General features: G+C 69.9%; 15 protein-coding genes. 8 read left to right on the top strand and 7 right to left on the bottom strand.

Annotation, left to right across the window (positions count from 1 at the left end; translation table 11 throughout):
- The first annotated feature begins 169 nt into the window (after positions 1-169).
- From KM427_RS19740 to KM427_RS19755, 4 genes are all read left to right on the top strand, one after another.
- Positions 170-340 (top strand): hypothetical protein, encoded by a 171-nt coding sequence (locus tag KM427_RS19740; RefSeq protein ID WP_183591508.1) that lies wholly within the window; start codon positions 170-172, stop codon positions 338-340.
- A 141-nt stretch (positions 341-481) separates the two neighbouring features.
- Entirely contained in the window at positions 482-2,275 is a 1,794-nt protein-coding gene (locus tag KM427_RS19745) for an ATP-binding protein (protein ID WP_215525031.1), read from the top strand.
- Positions 2,262-3,773, top strand: coding sequence for an ADP-ribosyltransferase (locus KM427_RS19750; RefSeq protein WP_215525032.1), 1,512 nt, complete (start codon positions 2,262-2,264; stop codon positions 3,771-3,773). The genes KM427_RS19745 and KM427_RS19750 overlap by 14 nt, the downstream gene beginning before the upstream one ends.
- A gap of 87 nt (positions 3,774-3,860) precedes the next feature.
- Positions 3,861-4,946 (top strand): PASTA domain-containing protein, encoded by a 1,086-nt coding sequence (locus KM427_RS19755; protein ID WP_215525033.1) that lies wholly within the window; start codon positions 3,861-3,863, stop codon positions 4,944-4,946.
- On the opposite strand, the gene KM427_RS19760 is transcribed toward KM427_RS19755, so the two are convergent.
- From KM427_RS19760 to sdhC, 3 genes are read right to left on the bottom strand one after another with little or no spacing between them, the layout of a single operon-like run.
- Positions 4,943-5,719 (bottom strand): succinate dehydrogenase/fumarate reductase iron-sulfur subunit, encoded by a 777-nt coding sequence (locus tag KM427_RS19760; RefSeq protein ID WP_183591512.1) that lies wholly within the window; start codon positions 5,717-5,719, stop codon positions 4,943-4,945. The two genes, KM427_RS19755 and KM427_RS19760, sit on opposite strands and share 4 nt — an antisense overlap.
- A 24-nt stretch (positions 5,720-5,743) precedes the next feature.
- A complete protein-coding gene (locus KM427_RS19765; RefSeq protein WP_215525034.1) occupies positions 5,744-7,588 on the bottom strand; it encodes a fumarate reductase/succinate dehydrogenase flavoprotein subunit in 1,845 nt (614 codons plus the stop codon).
- Entirely contained in the window at positions 7,588-8,361 is a 774-nt protein-coding gene (gene sdhC / locus KM427_RS19770) for a succinate dehydrogenase subunit SdhC (protein ID WP_252274695.1), read from the bottom strand. Before sdhC ends, KM427_RS19765 begins: the two co-directional genes overlap by 1 nt.
- A gap of 244 nt (positions 8,362-8,605) precedes the next feature.
- Here sdhC and KM427_RS19775 point away from each other — a divergent pair, with 244 nt between their 5' ends.
- The 4 genes from KM427_RS19775 (at position 8,606) to KM427_RS19790 (ending at position 12,867) form a co-directional block, all read left to right on the top strand.
- On the top strand, positions 8,606-9,307 hold the full coding sequence (locus KM427_RS19775) for a succinate dehydrogenase cytochrome b subunit (protein ID WP_183591515.1): 702 nt from the start codon (positions 8,606-8,608) through the stop codon (positions 9,305-9,307).
- A 19-nt stretch (positions 9,308-9,326) separates the two neighbouring features.
- A complete protein-coding gene (locus KM427_RS19780) occupies positions 9,327-11,345 on the top strand; it encodes a fumarate reductase/succinate dehydrogenase flavoprotein subunit (RefSeq protein ID WP_183592229.1) in 2,019 nt (672 codons plus the stop codon).
- Positions 11,345-12,088, top strand: a complete 744-nt coding sequence (locus KM427_RS19785; RefSeq protein WP_183591516.1) for a succinate dehydrogenase/fumarate reductase iron-sulfur subunit — start codon at positions 11,345-11,347, stop codon at positions 12,086-12,088. Before KM427_RS19780 ends, KM427_RS19785 begins: the two co-directional genes overlap by 1 nt.
- A gap of 383 nt (positions 12,089-12,471) precedes the next feature.
- Entirely contained in the window at positions 12,472-12,867 is a 396-nt protein-coding gene (locus KM427_RS19790) for a hypothetical protein (protein WP_215525036.1), read from the top strand.
- Positions 12,868-12,895: 28 nt separating this feature from the next.
- Here KM427_RS19790 and KM427_RS19795 read toward each other — a convergent pair whose 3' ends face one another.
- The 4 genes from KM427_RS19795 to trpS are packed head-to-tail and all read right to left on the bottom strand — an operon-like array spanning position 12,896 to position 15,746.
- Entirely contained in the window at positions 12,896-13,114 is a 219-nt protein-coding gene (locus KM427_RS19795; RefSeq protein ID WP_215525037.1) for an SCO4848 family membrane protein, read from the bottom strand.
- Entirely contained in the window at positions 13,111-14,154 is a 1,044-nt protein-coding gene (locus KM427_RS19800) for a YihY/virulence factor BrkB family protein (RefSeq protein WP_215525038.1), read from the bottom strand. Before KM427_RS19800 ends, KM427_RS19795 begins: the two co-directional genes overlap by 4 nt.
- 1 nt (position 14,155) lies before the next feature.
- A complete protein-coding gene (locus KM427_RS19805; RefSeq protein WP_215525039.1) occupies positions 14,156-14,677 on the bottom strand; it encodes a 2'-5' RNA ligase family protein in 522 nt (173 codons plus the stop codon).
- A gap of 10 nt (positions 14,678-14,687) precedes the next feature.
- A complete protein-coding gene (gene trpS / locus KM427_RS19810) occupies positions 14,688-15,746 on the bottom strand; it encodes a tryptophan--tRNA ligase (protein ID WP_215525040.1) in 1,059 nt (352 codons plus the stop codon).
- Between the last annotated feature and the right edge of the window lies 1 nt (position 15,747).

A 15,747-nucleotide genomic window follows, 5' to 3' on the forward strand; every position in this document is an offset into this window, starting at 1 on the left:
GACGTGAGGCTCCTCGATCGACAAAACCGTACCGGGTGCCTCCTCGGCCACCTCCGGACAACCGAACCGCCGCCCACCGCGTCTCACCCGGTGCAGGCGAAGACAACACACCGGACGAGGAACATGCTGGATCCAGATCGATCCTCGACTCGGGAGGGAGGAGATCGGCATGACGGTGCTCGCACACCGGCCTCGGGGCCGGAACGAGGAGGAGGCGGCACGCTGGCAGGCGGTGCTCAGGGCGGTCGTGACGATCGCGCTGGTGACCCTGGTGGTGGCGGCCGCGCTCGGCGCCGCGACGTACGTCGCCTCGAGAGCCTTCGTCGGGATGCTCTCCTGACCGGCCCGGAACCGGTCCTGCCCCGGCCGAGAGCGGGCGCGGGCATCCTCACCATTCGGGGTGGACAGCGGCCTCCGGTGGTCTAGATTTCGCTCGAGGGCCCCGGCTCCTGCGTCGGCCCCCAGAGGGAGACCAGCACGGATGTCGACGCCCATGCTCGCGACGGACGCCGGCGCACCGCCCTTCGCCGCCTTCGCGGACGCCGCGATCGAGGTGGCCCTGGACGAGGCGCCGGCCGAGGCGCTCGACGACGCGCGCACGGCGCTCGCGCTCGACTCCGCGTCGGTGTTCCACACGCTCTGCGTCAACGCCGGGGCGGTGGGTCCCGCGCGCGAGCTGCTCGCACTCCTCGTGGCCTGCGAGCTCGACCCGGTGCGCGCGGCCCGGATCGGCGTGCTGGTCGGCGCGACCCGGCCCAGCCGGATCACGCTCGGCGCCGCCGCCCGCCTGCTGGGCGGGACCCTCGCCTGCGCGGAGGCGGCCGGTCCCGGGTCCGCCCTGCGACGCGCGGCGCTGGTCGGCGGTCACCGCCCGGGGCTGTGGGCGACGACCGAGGTCGAGCTCGCGCCGCAGGTGCTGTGGGCACTGCTGGGCGACCCGTCCCCCGACGCGGACCTGCCGGTCGGCACCCGTCACGTCGACCGGCCGGCGTCGACTCCCCGGTCGGCCGAGGTCGTGCTGGCCTCCGGTCCCGACCGGGTACGCCGCCGCGACCTGGCCATCGAGCGCTCCGGTGGCGGCCGGTTCCTGGTGGCCCCGGCCCCCGCGTCCGACGCCGGCTGGGCCGCGATCGTGCGCGAGGCCACCCTCACCGGCCGAGCGGTCGTCGTCGAGCTCGACGACGGCCTCCCCGAGGAGGGGCGGCGCTGGGTCGAGCGGGCCACCCATCTCGGCTGGGCGCTCACCTGCGTCGACGAACTGCCGGTCCGCGACCTGCCCGACCGGGCGCGCTCCGAGCACGTCGCGTCCGCCGAGCTGGTGACCGACGACGAGTGGCGAGCCGCGGTCGGCCCCGGCGTACCGCTGGAGCACCGGCTCACCGCGGAGCAGACGGAGCTCGTCGCTGCGGTGCACCCGACCGTCGACGGCGACGTGCACGTCGCCGTCCGCCGCCTGCTCGCCGGGCCACTCGGCACGCTGGCGCGCCGGGTCCGGCCGCAGAAGTCCTGGGACGACCTGGTGCTGAGCGGGGCCAAGCTGGCGCAGCTGCGGTCGATCGTCGCGCGCTACCAGCACGCCGGCCGGGTGCTCAACGACTGGGGGCTGTCGCACGCCGCCGGCCGCGGGATCGTCTCGCTCTTCACCGGCCAGTCCGGCACCGGCAAGACCCTGGCCGCCGAGGTGGTCGCGTCGGAGCTCGGCCTGGACATGTACCGCATCGACATCTCGACCGTGGTCAGCAAGTACATCGGCGAGACCGAGCAGAACCTCGAGCGGCTCTTCGCGGCCGCGTCGGCCGGCAGCTCGGTGCTGTTCTTCGACGAGGCCGACTCGCTCTTCGGCAAGCGGGCCGAGGTCAAGGACGGCCGCGACCGGTACGCCAACCTCGAGGTCTCCTACCTCCTCCAACGGCTCGAGACCTACGACGGCATCGTCGTGCTGGCCACGAACCTGCCGAAGAACATCGACGACGCCTTCCTGCGCCGCATCCACTTCGTCGTCGACTTCCCCACCCCGGCCGGGCCCGAGCGGCGCGCCATCTGGGAGCGGCACCTCCGCGACGGCGTACCGCAGGGAGACCTCGACCTCGACCTGCTCGCCCGCCGCTACGAGCTCACCGGCGGCGTCATCCGCAACGCCGTGATCGCCGCCGCCTTCCGGGCGGCCGACGAGGACCGCCCGGTCGAGATGCGCCACGTCCGGGCGGCCCTGATCGCGGAGTACGTCAAGCTCGGGCGCGTAGTCCGGGAGGAGGACTTCGATGGGCTTCAGTAGGCACTTCAAGAAGAGGAAGCCGCAGGCGCCGGCGCCGAAGCAGGCCGCCACCGCGCCACCCACCCAGCTCGAGGTCGAGGACGAGTCGCAGGAGAGCGAGAGCGAGGAGCAGCTGCAGACCCTCGCCGGCCAGCCCTCCAACGACGTCACGCTCGCACCGGGCAAGGTCACCCCCCAGGGCGGCGACCGTCACGACGAGTCCCAGGAGTCCGAGTCGGAGCAGGAGGACTCGCCCTTCGACGACGCGGGAGCCAAGGTCGACGACCTCTCCGACTTCGTGCCCCCCACCGAGAAGGAGATCGCGGCCGCCGCCGCGAAGGCCAAGCGCCCGCGGCGCGGGCCGAGCCGGACGTTGCGCGAGATGTCCACCGCGGTGCGGGACACGATGTCCTACGACGAGCTCAAGCGCGCCCGCTCCAAGAAGTCGACCCTCTACCGGCTGATGGTCACCCTCGACGAGCTCGCCGCGACCCGGCACCCGCTGAACCAGCTGCCCCTGGTCAAGAAGGTCGGGCGCCTGGCGGAGTCCTATCGGTTCAAGCACCGCGGGGGCACCAGCGAGGTCGAGCGCAGCCGCATCGACCTGATGGTGGAGATCGACCGACTCGCCTCGGCCCAGGTCCTGCGCACCTACGCCGAACTCCAGTACGCCGAGCGGCTCGGGGGCACCGACCTCCAGAAGCACGAGCTGCAGGCGGTGCCGGCGCAGAAGGGCTCGAAGGGCGGCCAGACCCGCCCGCCCGTTCGACAGTTCGCACACCTGACGGGCGGCGCCGACATCCGGGGTCACGACACGTCATGGGGTGCCCGTCCGGACGACGAGCGGTTCGTACAGGACGCGAGCGCATCCGACAACCAGAAGGCACCCAACGCCCGGCTCGCGACGGCGGCTGCCGGCCTCAGCCATGCCGAGGTGCTGGCGATTCGGACCTACACCGCGGAGAACTACCGCTACATCAACCCGAGCATGACCGGCTTCGAGCCCGGACTGCGCAAGCACCTCGGGGCGAGGGCCGACGACGAGTCCGTCGACCGCCTCCAGCAGGAGAGCGCCGTACACGCTGGCATGGCGATGTCGGGCCTCGCCAAGCTGCCGGCGTGGCACGGCGTCTCCTACCGTGGCGACAACGTGGACCTCGGCCGGATGAAGAGGATGTACACGGTCGGCCAGGTGGCCACCAACGAGCTCTTCATGAGCACGTCCAAGGGCACCGCGACCGGTCGTCAGTTCCTCCGCACGAGCGGCGACGGGCCGATCAAGCTGTTCGTCGAGGTCGAGGTGGACGGCAGCGGCGGCAAGGACATCTCGATGCTGTCGACCGCGACCACCGAGCGCGAGGTTCTCGTGCTGCCGGGTGCCCGCTACGTCACCCTCTCCATCGAGGAGTACGACGTCGCGACCTTCGCCCGCACGCCCCTGCGACAGCGACCCGATGGGAGGAAGCGGCCGGACGGCTCCATCCCCGCCTACTACGTGCGGATCCGCCAGGTCGGCTGAGGCCCCGACCGTCGACCGCGTGTGACGTCTCGGACGAGGTCCCGCGATCGGCAGACGGCACCGCCTCCGACCGCTACGGTCCGCGTCATGACAACGTCCCGGCGCCGCCTCCGGCGCCTCGCTCCCGTCCTTCCCCTCGTCCTCGGCCTGGCCACCGTGCCCGTGATCGCCGCGCCGGCACAGGCGCAGGCGCAGCGCACCTGGGTCTCGGGCGTCGGCGACGACGGCAATCCGTGCTCGCGCACCTCACCGTGCAAGACCTTCGCCGGGGCGATCTCCAAGACGGCAGCGGGCGGCGCGATCAACGTCCTCGACCCGGGCGGCTTCGGCGCCGTCACGATCACCAAGTCGATCACGATCGACGGTTCCGGCAGCTTCGGCTCCATCAGCAACCTCGGGACCACGGCCGTCATCATCAACGCCCCGGGAGATGCCGACGTGATCCTGCGCGGCCTCGACATCATCGGCGGCCTGTCCGGGAGCGTCGCGGGCACCTGCGGCGGCATCGCGGGCGTCTCCGTGATCGCGGCCCGCTCGGTCCGCCTCGACGACGTCCGGATCTCCGGCCAGGCCAACGCCATCCGGACCCCGCTCACCTCCAGCTCACCCGACACCTTCGTCGACATCGCGCTCAGCGACGTCGCGCTCACCCAGAACTGTCAGCACGGAGTCCTGCTCGAGCCGGCTCCGGGGCACCCGACCCGGGTGAGCATCACCGACAGCGTCGTCACCCAGTCCAACGTCGCGCTCCGCGCGGCGGCCGGGGCCGAGGCATGGGCGACGCGCACGCACCTCAACCTCAACAACACCGGCGTCGAGCTCGCGGGCGGCATCGTCCACGCCGGATGTGGGACGGAGTCGTTCGGCAACGCCACGAACGGCGCGTTCAGCGACGACGTCTGCCCCGCCAACGCTCCGGTCGTGGTCTCGACCCCGGCACCCGCGACCCCGGCCACCCCCACGGCCACGACGTACTGCCGGGTGCCGAGCGTGACCGGCCGCACCGTCGCCCAGGCCACCACCCGGCTGAAGGCCGCGGGCTGCGCCACGGGCGCGGTCAGCCGGAAGAAGGTCGCGAAGAAGGCCAAGCGGGGCAAGGTCCTCGGTCAGGGCGTGACCGCCGGCACGGAGGTCCGGCTCGGATCGAAGGTCCGGCTCGTCGTGGGTCGCTAGACCTCGGCACGGCCGTCGTTGTCCTTGTTGCGGATGCCGATCTTGTTGCCGAGCCAGACCAGCGGGTCGTACTTGCGGTCGACGACCCGCTCCTTCATCGGGATGATCGCGTTGTCGGTGATCCGGATGCCCTCGGGGCAGACCTCGGTGCAGCACTTGGTGATGTTGCACATCCCGATGCCCGCGGCGCTCTGCGCCAGGGCCCGCCGGTCGTGGGTGTCGAGGGGGTGCATGTCGAGCTCGGCGTACCGCAGGAAGAACCGCGGGCCGGCGAAGGCCGGCTTGTTGTCCTCGTGGTCGCGGACGACGTGGCAGGTGTCCTGGCACAGGAAGCACTCGATGCACTTGCGGAACTCCTGCCCGCGCTCGACGTCGATCTGCGCCATCCGGCGCTTGCCGTCGGGGTCGCGCGGACCGAGCTCGGCGTACGGCAGCTCCTTGGCCTTCTCGTAGTTGTACGACACGTCGGTCACCAGGTCGCGGATCACCGGGAAGGCGCGCATCGGCGTGACCGTGATCGTCTCCTCGGGCTCGAAGTCCGAGAGCCGGGTCATGCACATCAGCCGCGGCCGGCCGTTGATCTCGGCGGAGCACGAGCCGCACTTGCCGGCCTTGCAGTTCCAGCGGATCGCCAGGTCGCCGGCCTGCGTCGCCTGCAGCCGGTGCAGTGCGTCGAGGACGACCTCGCCCTCGGACACCTCCACGGTGTAGTCGCCGAGGTCGCCGCCCGACTGGTCGCCGCGCCAGACGCGCATCTTCAGGTCGTAGCCCATGCCGGTCCTCTCCCGATGATCTGGCTAGTCGAAGTACTTCTTGAGCTCGTCCGGCAGCACCGGCAACGGCTTCTCGGACAGGTCCACGCCGGTGCCGCCGGCGTCGAGGGTGACGACGAGGTTCTTCGTGCCCCACACCTCGTTGTCGGTCTGGGGGAAGTCGTCGCGGGTGTGGCCGCCGCGTGACTCCTCGCGGGCCAGCGCCGCCTTCGCGATGGCCTCCGAGACCAGCAGCATGTTGCGCAGGTCGATCGACAGGTGCCAGCCGGGGTTGTACTGCCGATGCCCCTCCACGACCATGTGCCGCGCGCGCTCCTTCAACCCCTCGATCTCGACCAGTGACTGCTCGAGCTCGCGGGCGGTGCGGATGATGCCGACCAGGTCGTTCATCGACTGCTGGAGGTCGTGCTGGATCGTGTACGGGTTCTCGCCTCCCTCTACCTCAAATGGCGCGAGGGCGCTCGTCGACGCCGCCTTGATGTCGGCCTCGTCGACCGCCGGACGGGTCGAGAGCCCCGCGGCGTACGCCGCAGCGTGCTCACCCGCCCGCTTGCCGAACACCAGCAGGTCGCCGAGCGAGTTGCCGCCCAGCCGGTTGGAGCCGTGCATGCCGCCCGAGCACTCCCCCACGGCGTACAGGCCGGTGACCGCGCTCTCCTGGCTGTCGGCGTCGACCTCGACCCCGCCCATCACGTAGTGGCAGGTGGGCCCGATCTCCATCGGCTCCTGGGTGATGTCGACGTCGGCCAGCTCCTTGAACTGGTGGTACATCGACGGCAGCCGCTTGCGGATGAACTCGGGCGTACGCCGGGACGCGATGTCGAGATAGATGCCGCCGTGCGGTGATCCGCGGCCGGCCTTGATCTCGGAGTTGATCGCCCGCGCCACCTCGTCACGGGGCAGCAGCTCGGGTGGCCGCCGGTTGTTCTTCTTGTCCTCGTACCACCGGTCGGCCTCCTCGATGGTGTCGGCCGTCTCCGCCTTGAAGAACTCCGGGATGTAGTCGAACATGAAGCGTTTGCCCTCGGAGTTCTTGAGCACACCCCCGTCGCCGCGCACCGACTCCGTGACCAGCAGCCCCTTCACCGAGGGCGGCCACACCATGCCGGTCGGGTGGAACTGCACGAACTCCATGTTGATCAGCGCGGCGCCCGCCCGGAGCGCGAGCGCGTGGCCGTCGCCGGTGTACTCCCAGGAGTTCGAGGTGACCTTGAAGGACTTGCCGATGCCGCCGGTCGCGAGGATCACCGTCGGTGCCGCGAACGCGACGAAGCGGCCGGTCTCGCGCCAGTACCCGAAGGCACCCGACACGCGCGATCCGTCCTTGAGCAGCTCGGTGATCGTGCACTCCATGAACACGTCGATGCCGAGCTGCACGGTGCGCTGCTGGAGGGTGCGGATCATCTCCAGCCCGGTGCGGTCGCCGACGTGGGCGAGCCGGGCGTACTTGTGACCGCCGAAGTCGCGCTGCGAGATCAGCCCGTCGTCGGTGCGGTCGAAGAGGGCGCCCCAGTCCTCGAGCTCCTGCACACGCTCGGGCGCCTCCTGGGCGTGCAGCTGGGCCATCCGCCAGTTGTTGAGCATCTTCCCGCCACGCATGGTGTCGCGGAAGTGCACCTCCCAGTTGTCCTCGGGCCAGCGGTTGCCCATCGCGGCGGCGATGCCGCCCTCGGCCATCACCGTGTGCGCCTTGCCGAGCAGGGACTTGCACACCACCGCGGTGCGTGCACCCGCCTCGTGCGCCGCGATCGCCGCGCGCAGGCCGGCGCCCCCGGCACCGATCACGACCACGTCGTACTCGTGCCGCTCCAGTCCGCCGGCCGCTGACCCGGACATCTCGTTGCCGGTCATGGGGTGCCGCTCACTCATTAGAAGAACCTCGGGTCGTCGAAGGCGCCGGTGGCGAGCAGGTAGACGTAGAGGTCCACGATCGCCACGGAGAACAGCGAGTACCAGGCATAGACCCCGTGCTTGGTGTTCAGCTTCGAGACGGCCGTCCACAGCCGGTAGCGCACGGGATGCTTCGAGAAGTGTCTGAGCCGGCCGCCGGTGATGTGCCGACAGGAGTGGCACGAGAGCGTGTAGAGCCAGATCAGCACGACGTTGGCCAGCATCAGGACGGTGCCGAGGCCCATGTGCCCCCACTCGCCGTCCTCGTTGCGGAAGGCCAGCACGGTGTCGTAGCTGAGCACGCAGGCGACCAGCACCGCGGCGTACCAGAACCAGCGGTGGATGTTCTGCAGGATCAGCGGGAAGCGGGTCTCGCCGGTGTACCTGCCGTGCGGCTCGGCAACCGCACAGGCGGGCGGCGAGAGCCAGAACGCCCGGTAGTAGGCCTTGCGGTAGTAGTAGCAGGTGAGCCGGAAGCCGAGCGGGAAGATCAGGATGATCAGCGCCGCCGACAGTGGGAAGCCCGCGAACGGCTGGCCGAAGTCCGAGGCGCCCTCGACGCAGTCACCGAGACAGGGCGAGTAGAACGGCGAGAGGTACGGCGTCGCGTAGTAGTAGGCGCCGGCGAACGCCCGCCAGGTGGCATAGACCACGAACGCCGAGAACACCACGAACGTCACGGCCGGGTAGAGCCACCACGTGTCGGTACGGAGCGTCTTCACTCCGATCCGGGCCCGGGTCGGGCCGTTCACACCTGTCGAACCTGCTGAGCCCTGCGTTGCCCTGGTCTCGCGCGCGTCGGTCGACGCCATCGCCACCTCCGGTGGGTCGGGTGCATCCGCAGTCTGCACAGTCGGCGCGGGATGTGAAAGAGGCCACACCGAAGATTTCGAGAACCGGTTGCACCAGCGCGCGAACGAGACCGGTCGGTAACGCGCTCTAAGTCACACTGACCCGCCGATCACGGGCCGCTCACGCGGGGTAGCGTGGCCTCTCGTGGCAACGACGACCTTGGTGACGGGTGCGCGGGCGTCGCGCTCGACCATCACCCTCAAGCTCCTGATGGCCGCGAGCGGCATCATCTTCATCCTGTACGTGCTGCTCCATATGTACGGCAACCTCAAGGCCTTCGCCGGCCACGATGCCTACAACGAGTACGCGCACCACCTGCGCACGCTCGGCGAGCCGATGCTCCCGTACGCCGGCTTCCTCTGGATCATGCGCGCCGTGCTCATCGTCGCGGTGGTCGTGCACGTATACGCCGCGGCCAAGCTGTGGCGCCGCGCGAACCATGCGCGCAGCCAGAAGTACGTCGTGAAGAAGAACCTCGCCTCGTCGTTCTCCTCGCGCTGGATGCGCTGGGGCGGCCTGACGATCCTGCTGTTCGTGATCTGGCACCTGATCAACTTCACGATCGGCAAGGTCAACGTGGCGGGCGGGGAGACCAACGACCCGTACAACCTGCTCGTCGACACCTTCGACACCTGGTGGATGACCGTCATCTACCTGCTGGCGATGTTCGCGCTCGGCATGCACCTGCACCACGGCACCTGGAGCGCCGCGCAGACGCTGGGCCTGACGAACAACGCACGCGCCCGTCGCAACGCCAAGGCCCTCGGCTGGATCCTCGCGGTCGTCATCGCCGCCGGCTTCTCCCTCGTCCCGATCTTCGTCCTCGCGGGCGTCATCTCCAAGTAAGGGGCTGCACATGACCGACATGCCTGACACCACGCTGACGGGTGACCCCTCGCACGACGCCCCCGCGGAGCACGGCGACGACGCCGCCGGCTACTACACCCCCGGCGAGCCGATCCGCGACACCAAGGCCCCCGAGGGCCCGATCGACGAGCGCTGGCAGACCCGCAAGTTCGAGGCCCGCCTGGTCAACCCGGCCAACCGGCGCAAGCTCGACATCATCATCGTCGGCACCGGCCTGGCCGGCGGCTCGGCCGCGGCCACGCTCGGCGAGGCCGGCTACAACGTGAAGTCCTTCTGCTACCAGGACTCTCCGCGCCGCGCCCACTCGATCGCCGCGCAGGGCGGCATCAACGCCGCGAAGAACTACAAGGAGGACGGCGACTCCGTCCACCGGCTGTTCTACGACACCGTCAAGGGCGGCGACTACCGCTCGCGCGAGTCGAACGTCTACCGGCTCTCCGAGGTCAGCGCCAACATCATCGACCAGTGCGTCGCGCAGGGCGTCCCCTTCGCGCGTGAGTACGGCGGCCTCCTCGACAACCGCTCGTTCGGCGGCGTCCAGGTCTCCCGCACGTTCTACGCCCGCGGCCAGACCGGTCAGCAGCTGCTGATCGGCGCCTACCAGGCGATGGAGCGGCAGGTCGCGGCCGGCACGGTCACGCAGTACACCCGCCACGAGATGCTCGAGCTGATCGTGGTCGACGGACGGGCCCGCGGCATCATCGCCCGCGACCTGGTCACCGGCGAGATCGAGACACACCTGGCCGACGTCGTCGTGCTGGCCTCCGGAGGCTACGGCAACGTCTTCTACCTCTCCACCAACGCGATGGGGTCGAACGTCACGGCCACCTGGCGGGCGCACCGCAAGGGCGCCTACATGGCCAACCCCTGCTACACGCAGATCCACCCGACCTGCATCCCGGTCACCGGGTCGCACCAGTCGAAGCTGACGCTGATGTCGGAGTCGCTGCGCAACGACGGGCGGATCTGGGTCCCGAAGCAGAAGTCCGACTGCGACAAGGACCCCCGGCAGATCCCGGAGCAGGACCGCGACTACTACCTGGAGCGGATCTACCCCTCCTTCGGCAACCTGGTGCCGCGCGACATCGCGTCCCGCGCCGCCAAGTACGTCTGCGACGAGGGTCGCGGCGTCGGCCCGGAGGTCGACGGCGTGCGCCGTGGCGTCTACCTCGACTTCAGCGCCGCGGTCGAGCGGCTGGGCCGCGACGCGGTCGAGGAGAAGTACGGCAACCTCTTCGACATGTACGCCCGGATCACCGGCGAGAACCCGTACGACACCCCGATGCGGATCTACCCGGCGGTCCACTACGTCATGGGCGGCCTGTGGGTCGACTACGACCTGCAGGCGTCGATCCCCGGGCTGTTCGTGACCGGCGAGGCCAACTTCTCCGACCACGGCGCCAACCGCCTGGGCGCCTCCGCCCTGATGCAGGGGCTCGCCGACGGCTACTTCGTGCTGCCCCACACGATCCGCGACTACCTCGCGGACGGGCCGTTCGAGAAGGTCGAGGAGACCCACCCGGACGTCGTCGAGGCGCGGAAGTCGGTCGAGGACCGGGTCTCGCACTTCCTGTCCACCAACGGCACCCGCAGCGTCGACTCCTACCACCGCGAGCTCGGCAACATCATGTGGGAGTACTGCGGCATGGAGCGGACCGAGGACGGCCTGAAGAAGGCCATCGACCTGATCCGCACCCTCAAGGACGACTTCTGGCGCAACGTGAAGGTGCTGGGCACCTCCGACAGCCTCAACCAGTCGCTGGAGAAGGCCGGCCGCGTGGCCGACTTCCTCGAGCTCGGTGAGCTGATGTGCATCGACGCGCTCAACCGCCGCGAGTCCTGCGGCGGCCACTTCCGCGCCGAGTCGCAGACCGAGGACGGCGAGGCGCTGCGCCACGACGACCAGTACGCGTACGTCGCCGCCTGGGAGTTCGCCGGCGACGGCGAGCTGCCCGTCCTGCACAAGGAAGACCTCGTCTACACGGCCATCGAGATGAAGCAGCGGAGCTACAAGTAATGAAGGTGACCCTCAAGATCTGGCGCCAGCCGGACGCCGCGTCGAAGGGCGCGATGCAGACCTACGAGCTCGACGGCGTCTCGCAGGACATGTCGTTCCTGGAGATGCTCGACGTCCTCAACGAGGATCTGATCGCCAAGGGCGAGGACCCGGTCGCGTTCGACTCCGACTGCCGCGAGGGCATCTGCGGCATGTGCGGGCTGATGATCAACGGCCAGGCGCACGGCCCGGAGGTCACCACGACCTGCCAGCTGCACATGCGGTCCTTCAAGGACGGCGACGAGATCGTCGTCGAGCCCTGGCGCGCCGACGCGTTCCCGGTGGTCAAGGACCTCGTCGTCGACCGCGGCGCGTTCGACCGGATCATCCAGGCCGGCGGCTTCATCTCCGTCAACACCGGCTCCGCCCCCGAGGCGCACTCCGTGCCGGTCCCCCGCGACGACGCGACCCGCGCGTTCAACGTGGCGACCTGCATCGGCTGCGGCGCCTGCGTGGCGGCCTGTCCCAACGGCTCGGCCTCGCTGTTCATGGGTGCGAAGATCACCCACCTCGGCGAGCTCCCGCAGGGCCAGCCGGAGCGCGACAGCCGCGTCGTCGGCATGGTCGCCCAGCACGACGCCGAGGGCTTCGGCGGCTGCACCAACATCGGCGAGTGCACCGCTGCCTGCCCCAAGGAGATCCCCCTCGACGTGATCTCCCGCCTCAACTGGGACCTGCACGCCGCCCTCCGCCACGGCCACTAAGCCGAGTCGGCGCCAGATCTCACCCGAGTCGGCGCCAGATTCCAGTCCTGACTGGAATCTGGCGCCGACTCGGCGTTTCAGGCCTTGCGGGAGGCATGCGGCTGGTCCAAGCCATGGGCAGTACGGCTGGCTTCAGGCAACCGGCCGGCGCAAGGACTACTCGAGCACCGATTCGGGCCGCACGTGCGGCGGTGCCGTGACGGAGAGCTACTCTGGGTTCAGCAACCAGCCATTCTGCCTACCCATCGCCGACACCCGGACCAACTACCGCCCGAACCTCATCCGCGGAAAGGCAAATGGCGTCTTCCAGATGGAGTGGTCTGCGCACAAGGAGGGTGACTGCGCCTCGCTGTTGTCCTTCCACCGCAGCCACAGCTAGGGAAGTGGGCATCATGGTGACGGGAACGGTCGGACGAGTTCCGAGGGAAGTCAGGCGCCTCGCTGCGGCGTCGGGCCTGCTCGGCGCAGCTTCGGTGGCCCTCTACCTGGCCGTGATGGTCACCGAGGGAGACAACTCCGCGGCGAAGACCGCGGCATGGGCGGCCGCCATGGCGGTTCCCACAGTCTTGGCTCTGCTGTCGACATCCTTGGCTCCCGGCATCGCCCGCTGGACCCTCCTGGCGGCGACGGCGTTGTTCCTGCCTCTGGTGATCCTCGTCAGCCTCGGGATCGGCTTCCTGGCCGCCGGCGTCCTCTCCGGGGCCGCAGCTGCCAAGCTGCACACGGCATCGCCCAGCGGATCGCGGACGCCGCCGTCGTCGGCGTCCGTGCCACGCTGACCCGGCTTCGCGGAGCCACCCGCGAGCTTCAGGGCTTGCGCAGGGTCCGGAGGCCGAGGACGGCGAAGACGACGCCCAGGCAGAGGTTGACGGTGATCAGGCCGGTGTGGGCGATCCAGTAGCCCTGCGGGCGGTCCTCACCGGAGGCGTGCGCGTCGTACAGGTTGCGCGCGAACATGATCCAGGTCAGGAAGTTCCACGCCGCCACGGCGACCAGGAACCACCCGGTCTTGCGTCCCACTGTCATTCGCTCCTTCTCGTCGATCTGGTCGTCAGCCTGCGGACCACGGCCATCAGGCCGAGCATGGTCGCCGCACCCGCGGCGTACGGCGCCGCCCAGGGGTGTTCGACGTCGTCGGTACGCCGCACCGGGGGCGACGGCGGCCCGGCCACCGGAGCCACCATGGGCACCGGTCGGGCGGCGCGCGCGGCGCGGGAGGTGTGTGCCCAGGCGGCGGAGTAGAGGACCACCTGGGAGAAGTAGCTGATCCAGACCAGCACGATCAGCGCGATGCCGAACGCCTGGAACGCCGGAGTGCCCTGGGTCGCCTTGATCAGCAGACCGGAGACCTGCTTGAGCACCTCGAACGCGATCGCACCGAGCACCGCCCCCGACCACAGCGACCGGCGCGGGGTGCGCGGCTCGGCGAGCAGCACGAACATCGCGTAGAACAGCAGCATGTTCGCGAGGAAGCCGAACGCAACGGTGAGCAGCCAGAGCAGCCGCCCGAACTCCATGTCGAGGTCCAGCCAGTCCAGCACCTCACGCGAGAAGCCGCCGACCAGACCGGCCACGACCACCGCCAGCAGCAGGATCCCGCCGATGACGGCCAGGGTGAGCAGGTCGCGGAGCTTGCCGAGCACGAAGTTGGGCTGCTCCTTCGCCGGCACCTCGAACACGATGACGAGCGCGGCGCGCATCGCGGCCAGCCAGCCGAGCCCGGAGTAGAGCAGGATCACCGCGCCGATGATCCCCACGGTGCTCGCGGCCCGCTCGATGTCGCTGATCTGCACCTGGTCGGGGCCGGTGCCGACCAGGCCGGGCATGACGGCGTCCAGGGCCTTGGTGAGGTTCTCCTCGGCGTTGGCCCAGATCTTCGCGAGCCAGCCGACGACGAAGAACGCGAGAGCCAGGATCGGGAAGAACGACAGGAACGCGAAGTAGGTGACCGCGCCGGCCTGCTGGCCGGCCTTCACCGTGCCGTAGTGCTCCTGCGTGCGGACGACGTGGTCGACGAGGGGCCGGCGCCGGCGGACGTCCGCGGCGCGCTCCCGGAGCGAGGGCACGTCAGGTCCCCGACGCCGCCAGCGAGAACTGCCGCGTCGGCTGCCAGCCGATCTCCTCGTCGTGCACGTAGAGGTGGAACTCCCCCACCGTGAACTCGCACTCGAAGTCCGCCAGCTCCGCGAACGCCCGGTCCAACAGGGCGTCCTCGATGTGGTGGGCGATCGTGACGTGCGGGTGGTAGGGGTGCGCGAGCTCGACGTCCAGCGGACCGCGGCGTACGGCGTCGGCGAGCCGCTCGCACTCGGAGATGCCCTGCACGAGGGTGACGAAGACGACCGGCGAGATCGGCCGGAAGGTGCCGGTCCCGCGCAGGTGCACCACGAAGCTGCCGATGCCGGTCGCGGCCTCGGCCAGGTGTCGCTCGATCTCCGGCAGGTCGGCATCGTCGACGTCGGTCGGCGGCACCAGCGTGATGTGGGTCGGGATCATCGCCGCCGTGGTGTCTCCGACCGCGGTCCGGTAGTCCTGCAGCTCGGTCGCCCAGGGCTCGGGGATCGCGATCGCCACTCCGATGGTTGGCACGACCTCGACCCTACTGGCCGGCCGCCACGAAGCCGACCCGCTGGTAGACGTCGCGCAGCGTCGCCTCGGCCACCGCCCCCGCCTGCTCGGCGCCCCGGCGGAGCACGTCGGTGAGGTACGTCTGGTCGTCGAGCAGCTCGAGCGTGCGGGTCCGGAACGGCGTCACGAAGTCGACCACGACCTCGGCGAGCTCCTTCTTCAGGTCGCCGTACCCGCGACCGGCGTACTCCGCCTCGAGGTCCGCGATCGGGCGCGCGGTGAGCGCCGAGTAGATCGTGAGCAGGTTGCTGACGCCGGGCTTGCCGTCGGGGTCGAACCGGATCTCGGACCCGGAGTCGGTGACCGCCGAGCGGATCTTCTTCGCCGAGGCCTTCGGGTCGTCGAGCATCTCGATGATGCCCGAGAGCGAGGAGGCCGACTTCGACATCTTCGAGGTCGGGTCCTGGAGGTCGGTGATCTTGGCGGTGGCCTTGAGGATGTAGGGCTCCGGCAGCCGGAACGTCTTCTTGTAGCGGCTGTTGAAGCGCTGCGCCAGGTCGCGCGTCAGCTCGAGGTGCTGACGCTGGTCCTCGCCCACCGGCACGTAGTGGGGCCGGTAGAGGAGGATGTCGGCCGCCTGGAGGATCGGGTAGGTGAACAAGCCGACGCTGGCCGCGCCCTCACCGCCCTTCGCTGACTTGTCCTTGAACTGGGTCATCCGGCGCGCCTCGCCGAAGCCCGTCAGGCACTGGAGCACCCAGCCGAGCTGGGCGTGCTCGGGCACCTGCGACTGCACGAAGATCGCCGAGCGGTCGGGGTCGATGCCCATCGCGATCAGCTGGGCGGCGGCCCGCAGGGTGCGCTCGCGGAGCACCTTCGGGTCCTGCTCGACCGTGATCGCGTGCAGGTCGGCGATGAAGAAGAACGGCTGGTACTCCTGCTGGAGGTCCACCCACTGCCGCAGCGCGCCCAGGTAGTTGCCGAAGTGGAACGAGTCGGCCGTCGGCTGGATGCCGGAGAGCACGCGGGGACGGGACGTGGCGGACCCCTGGGTGCTCGGAGCGACCTCGGGTGCGGTCGTGGTGGACATG

The organism is Nocardioides sp. LMS-CY (assembly GCF_018732145.1).
Lineage (GTDB): Bacteria > Actinomycetota > Actinomycetes > Propionibacteriales > Nocardioidaceae > Nocardioides > Nocardioides soli.

Coding starts and splice junctions, on each gene's coding strand:
- KM427_RS19785 (WP_183591516.1), top strand. CDS start 11,345: ATGAAGGTGACCCTCAAGATCTGGCGCCAGCCGGACGCCGCGTCGAAG.
- KM427_RS19745 (WP_215525031.1), top strand. CDS start 482: ATGTCGACGCCCATGCTCGCGACGGACGCCGGCGCACCGCCCTTCGCC.
- KM427_RS19760 (WP_183591512.1), bottom strand. CDS start 5,719: ATGGGCTACGACCTGAAGATGCGCGTCTGGCGCGGCGACCAGTCGGGC.
- KM427_RS19750 (WP_215525032.1), top strand. CDS start 2,262: ATGGGCTTCAGTAGGCACTTCAAGAAGAGGAAGCCGCAGGCGCCGGCG.
- KM427_RS19780 (WP_183592229.1), top strand. CDS start 9,327: ATGCCTGACACCACGCTGACGGGTGACCCCTCGCACGACGCCCCCGCG.
- KM427_RS19765 (WP_215525034.1), bottom strand. CDS start 7,588: ATGAGTGAGCGGCACCCCATGACCGGCAACGAGATGTCCGGGTCAGCG.
- KM427_RS19795 (WP_215525037.1), bottom strand. CDS start 13,114: ATGACAGTGGGACGCAAGACCGGGTGGTTCCTGGTCGCCGTGGCGGCG.
- trpS (WP_215525040.1), bottom strand. CDS start 15,746: ATGTCCACCACGACCGCACCCGAGGTCGCTCCGAGCACCCAGGGGTCC.
- KM427_RS19755 (WP_215525033.1), top strand. CDS start 3,861: ATGACAACGTCCCGGCGCCGCCTCCGGCGCCTCGCTCCCGTCCTTCCC.
- KM427_RS19740 (WP_183591508.1), top strand. CDS start 170: ATGACGGTGCTCGCACACCGGCCTCGGGGCCGGAACGAGGAGGAGGCG.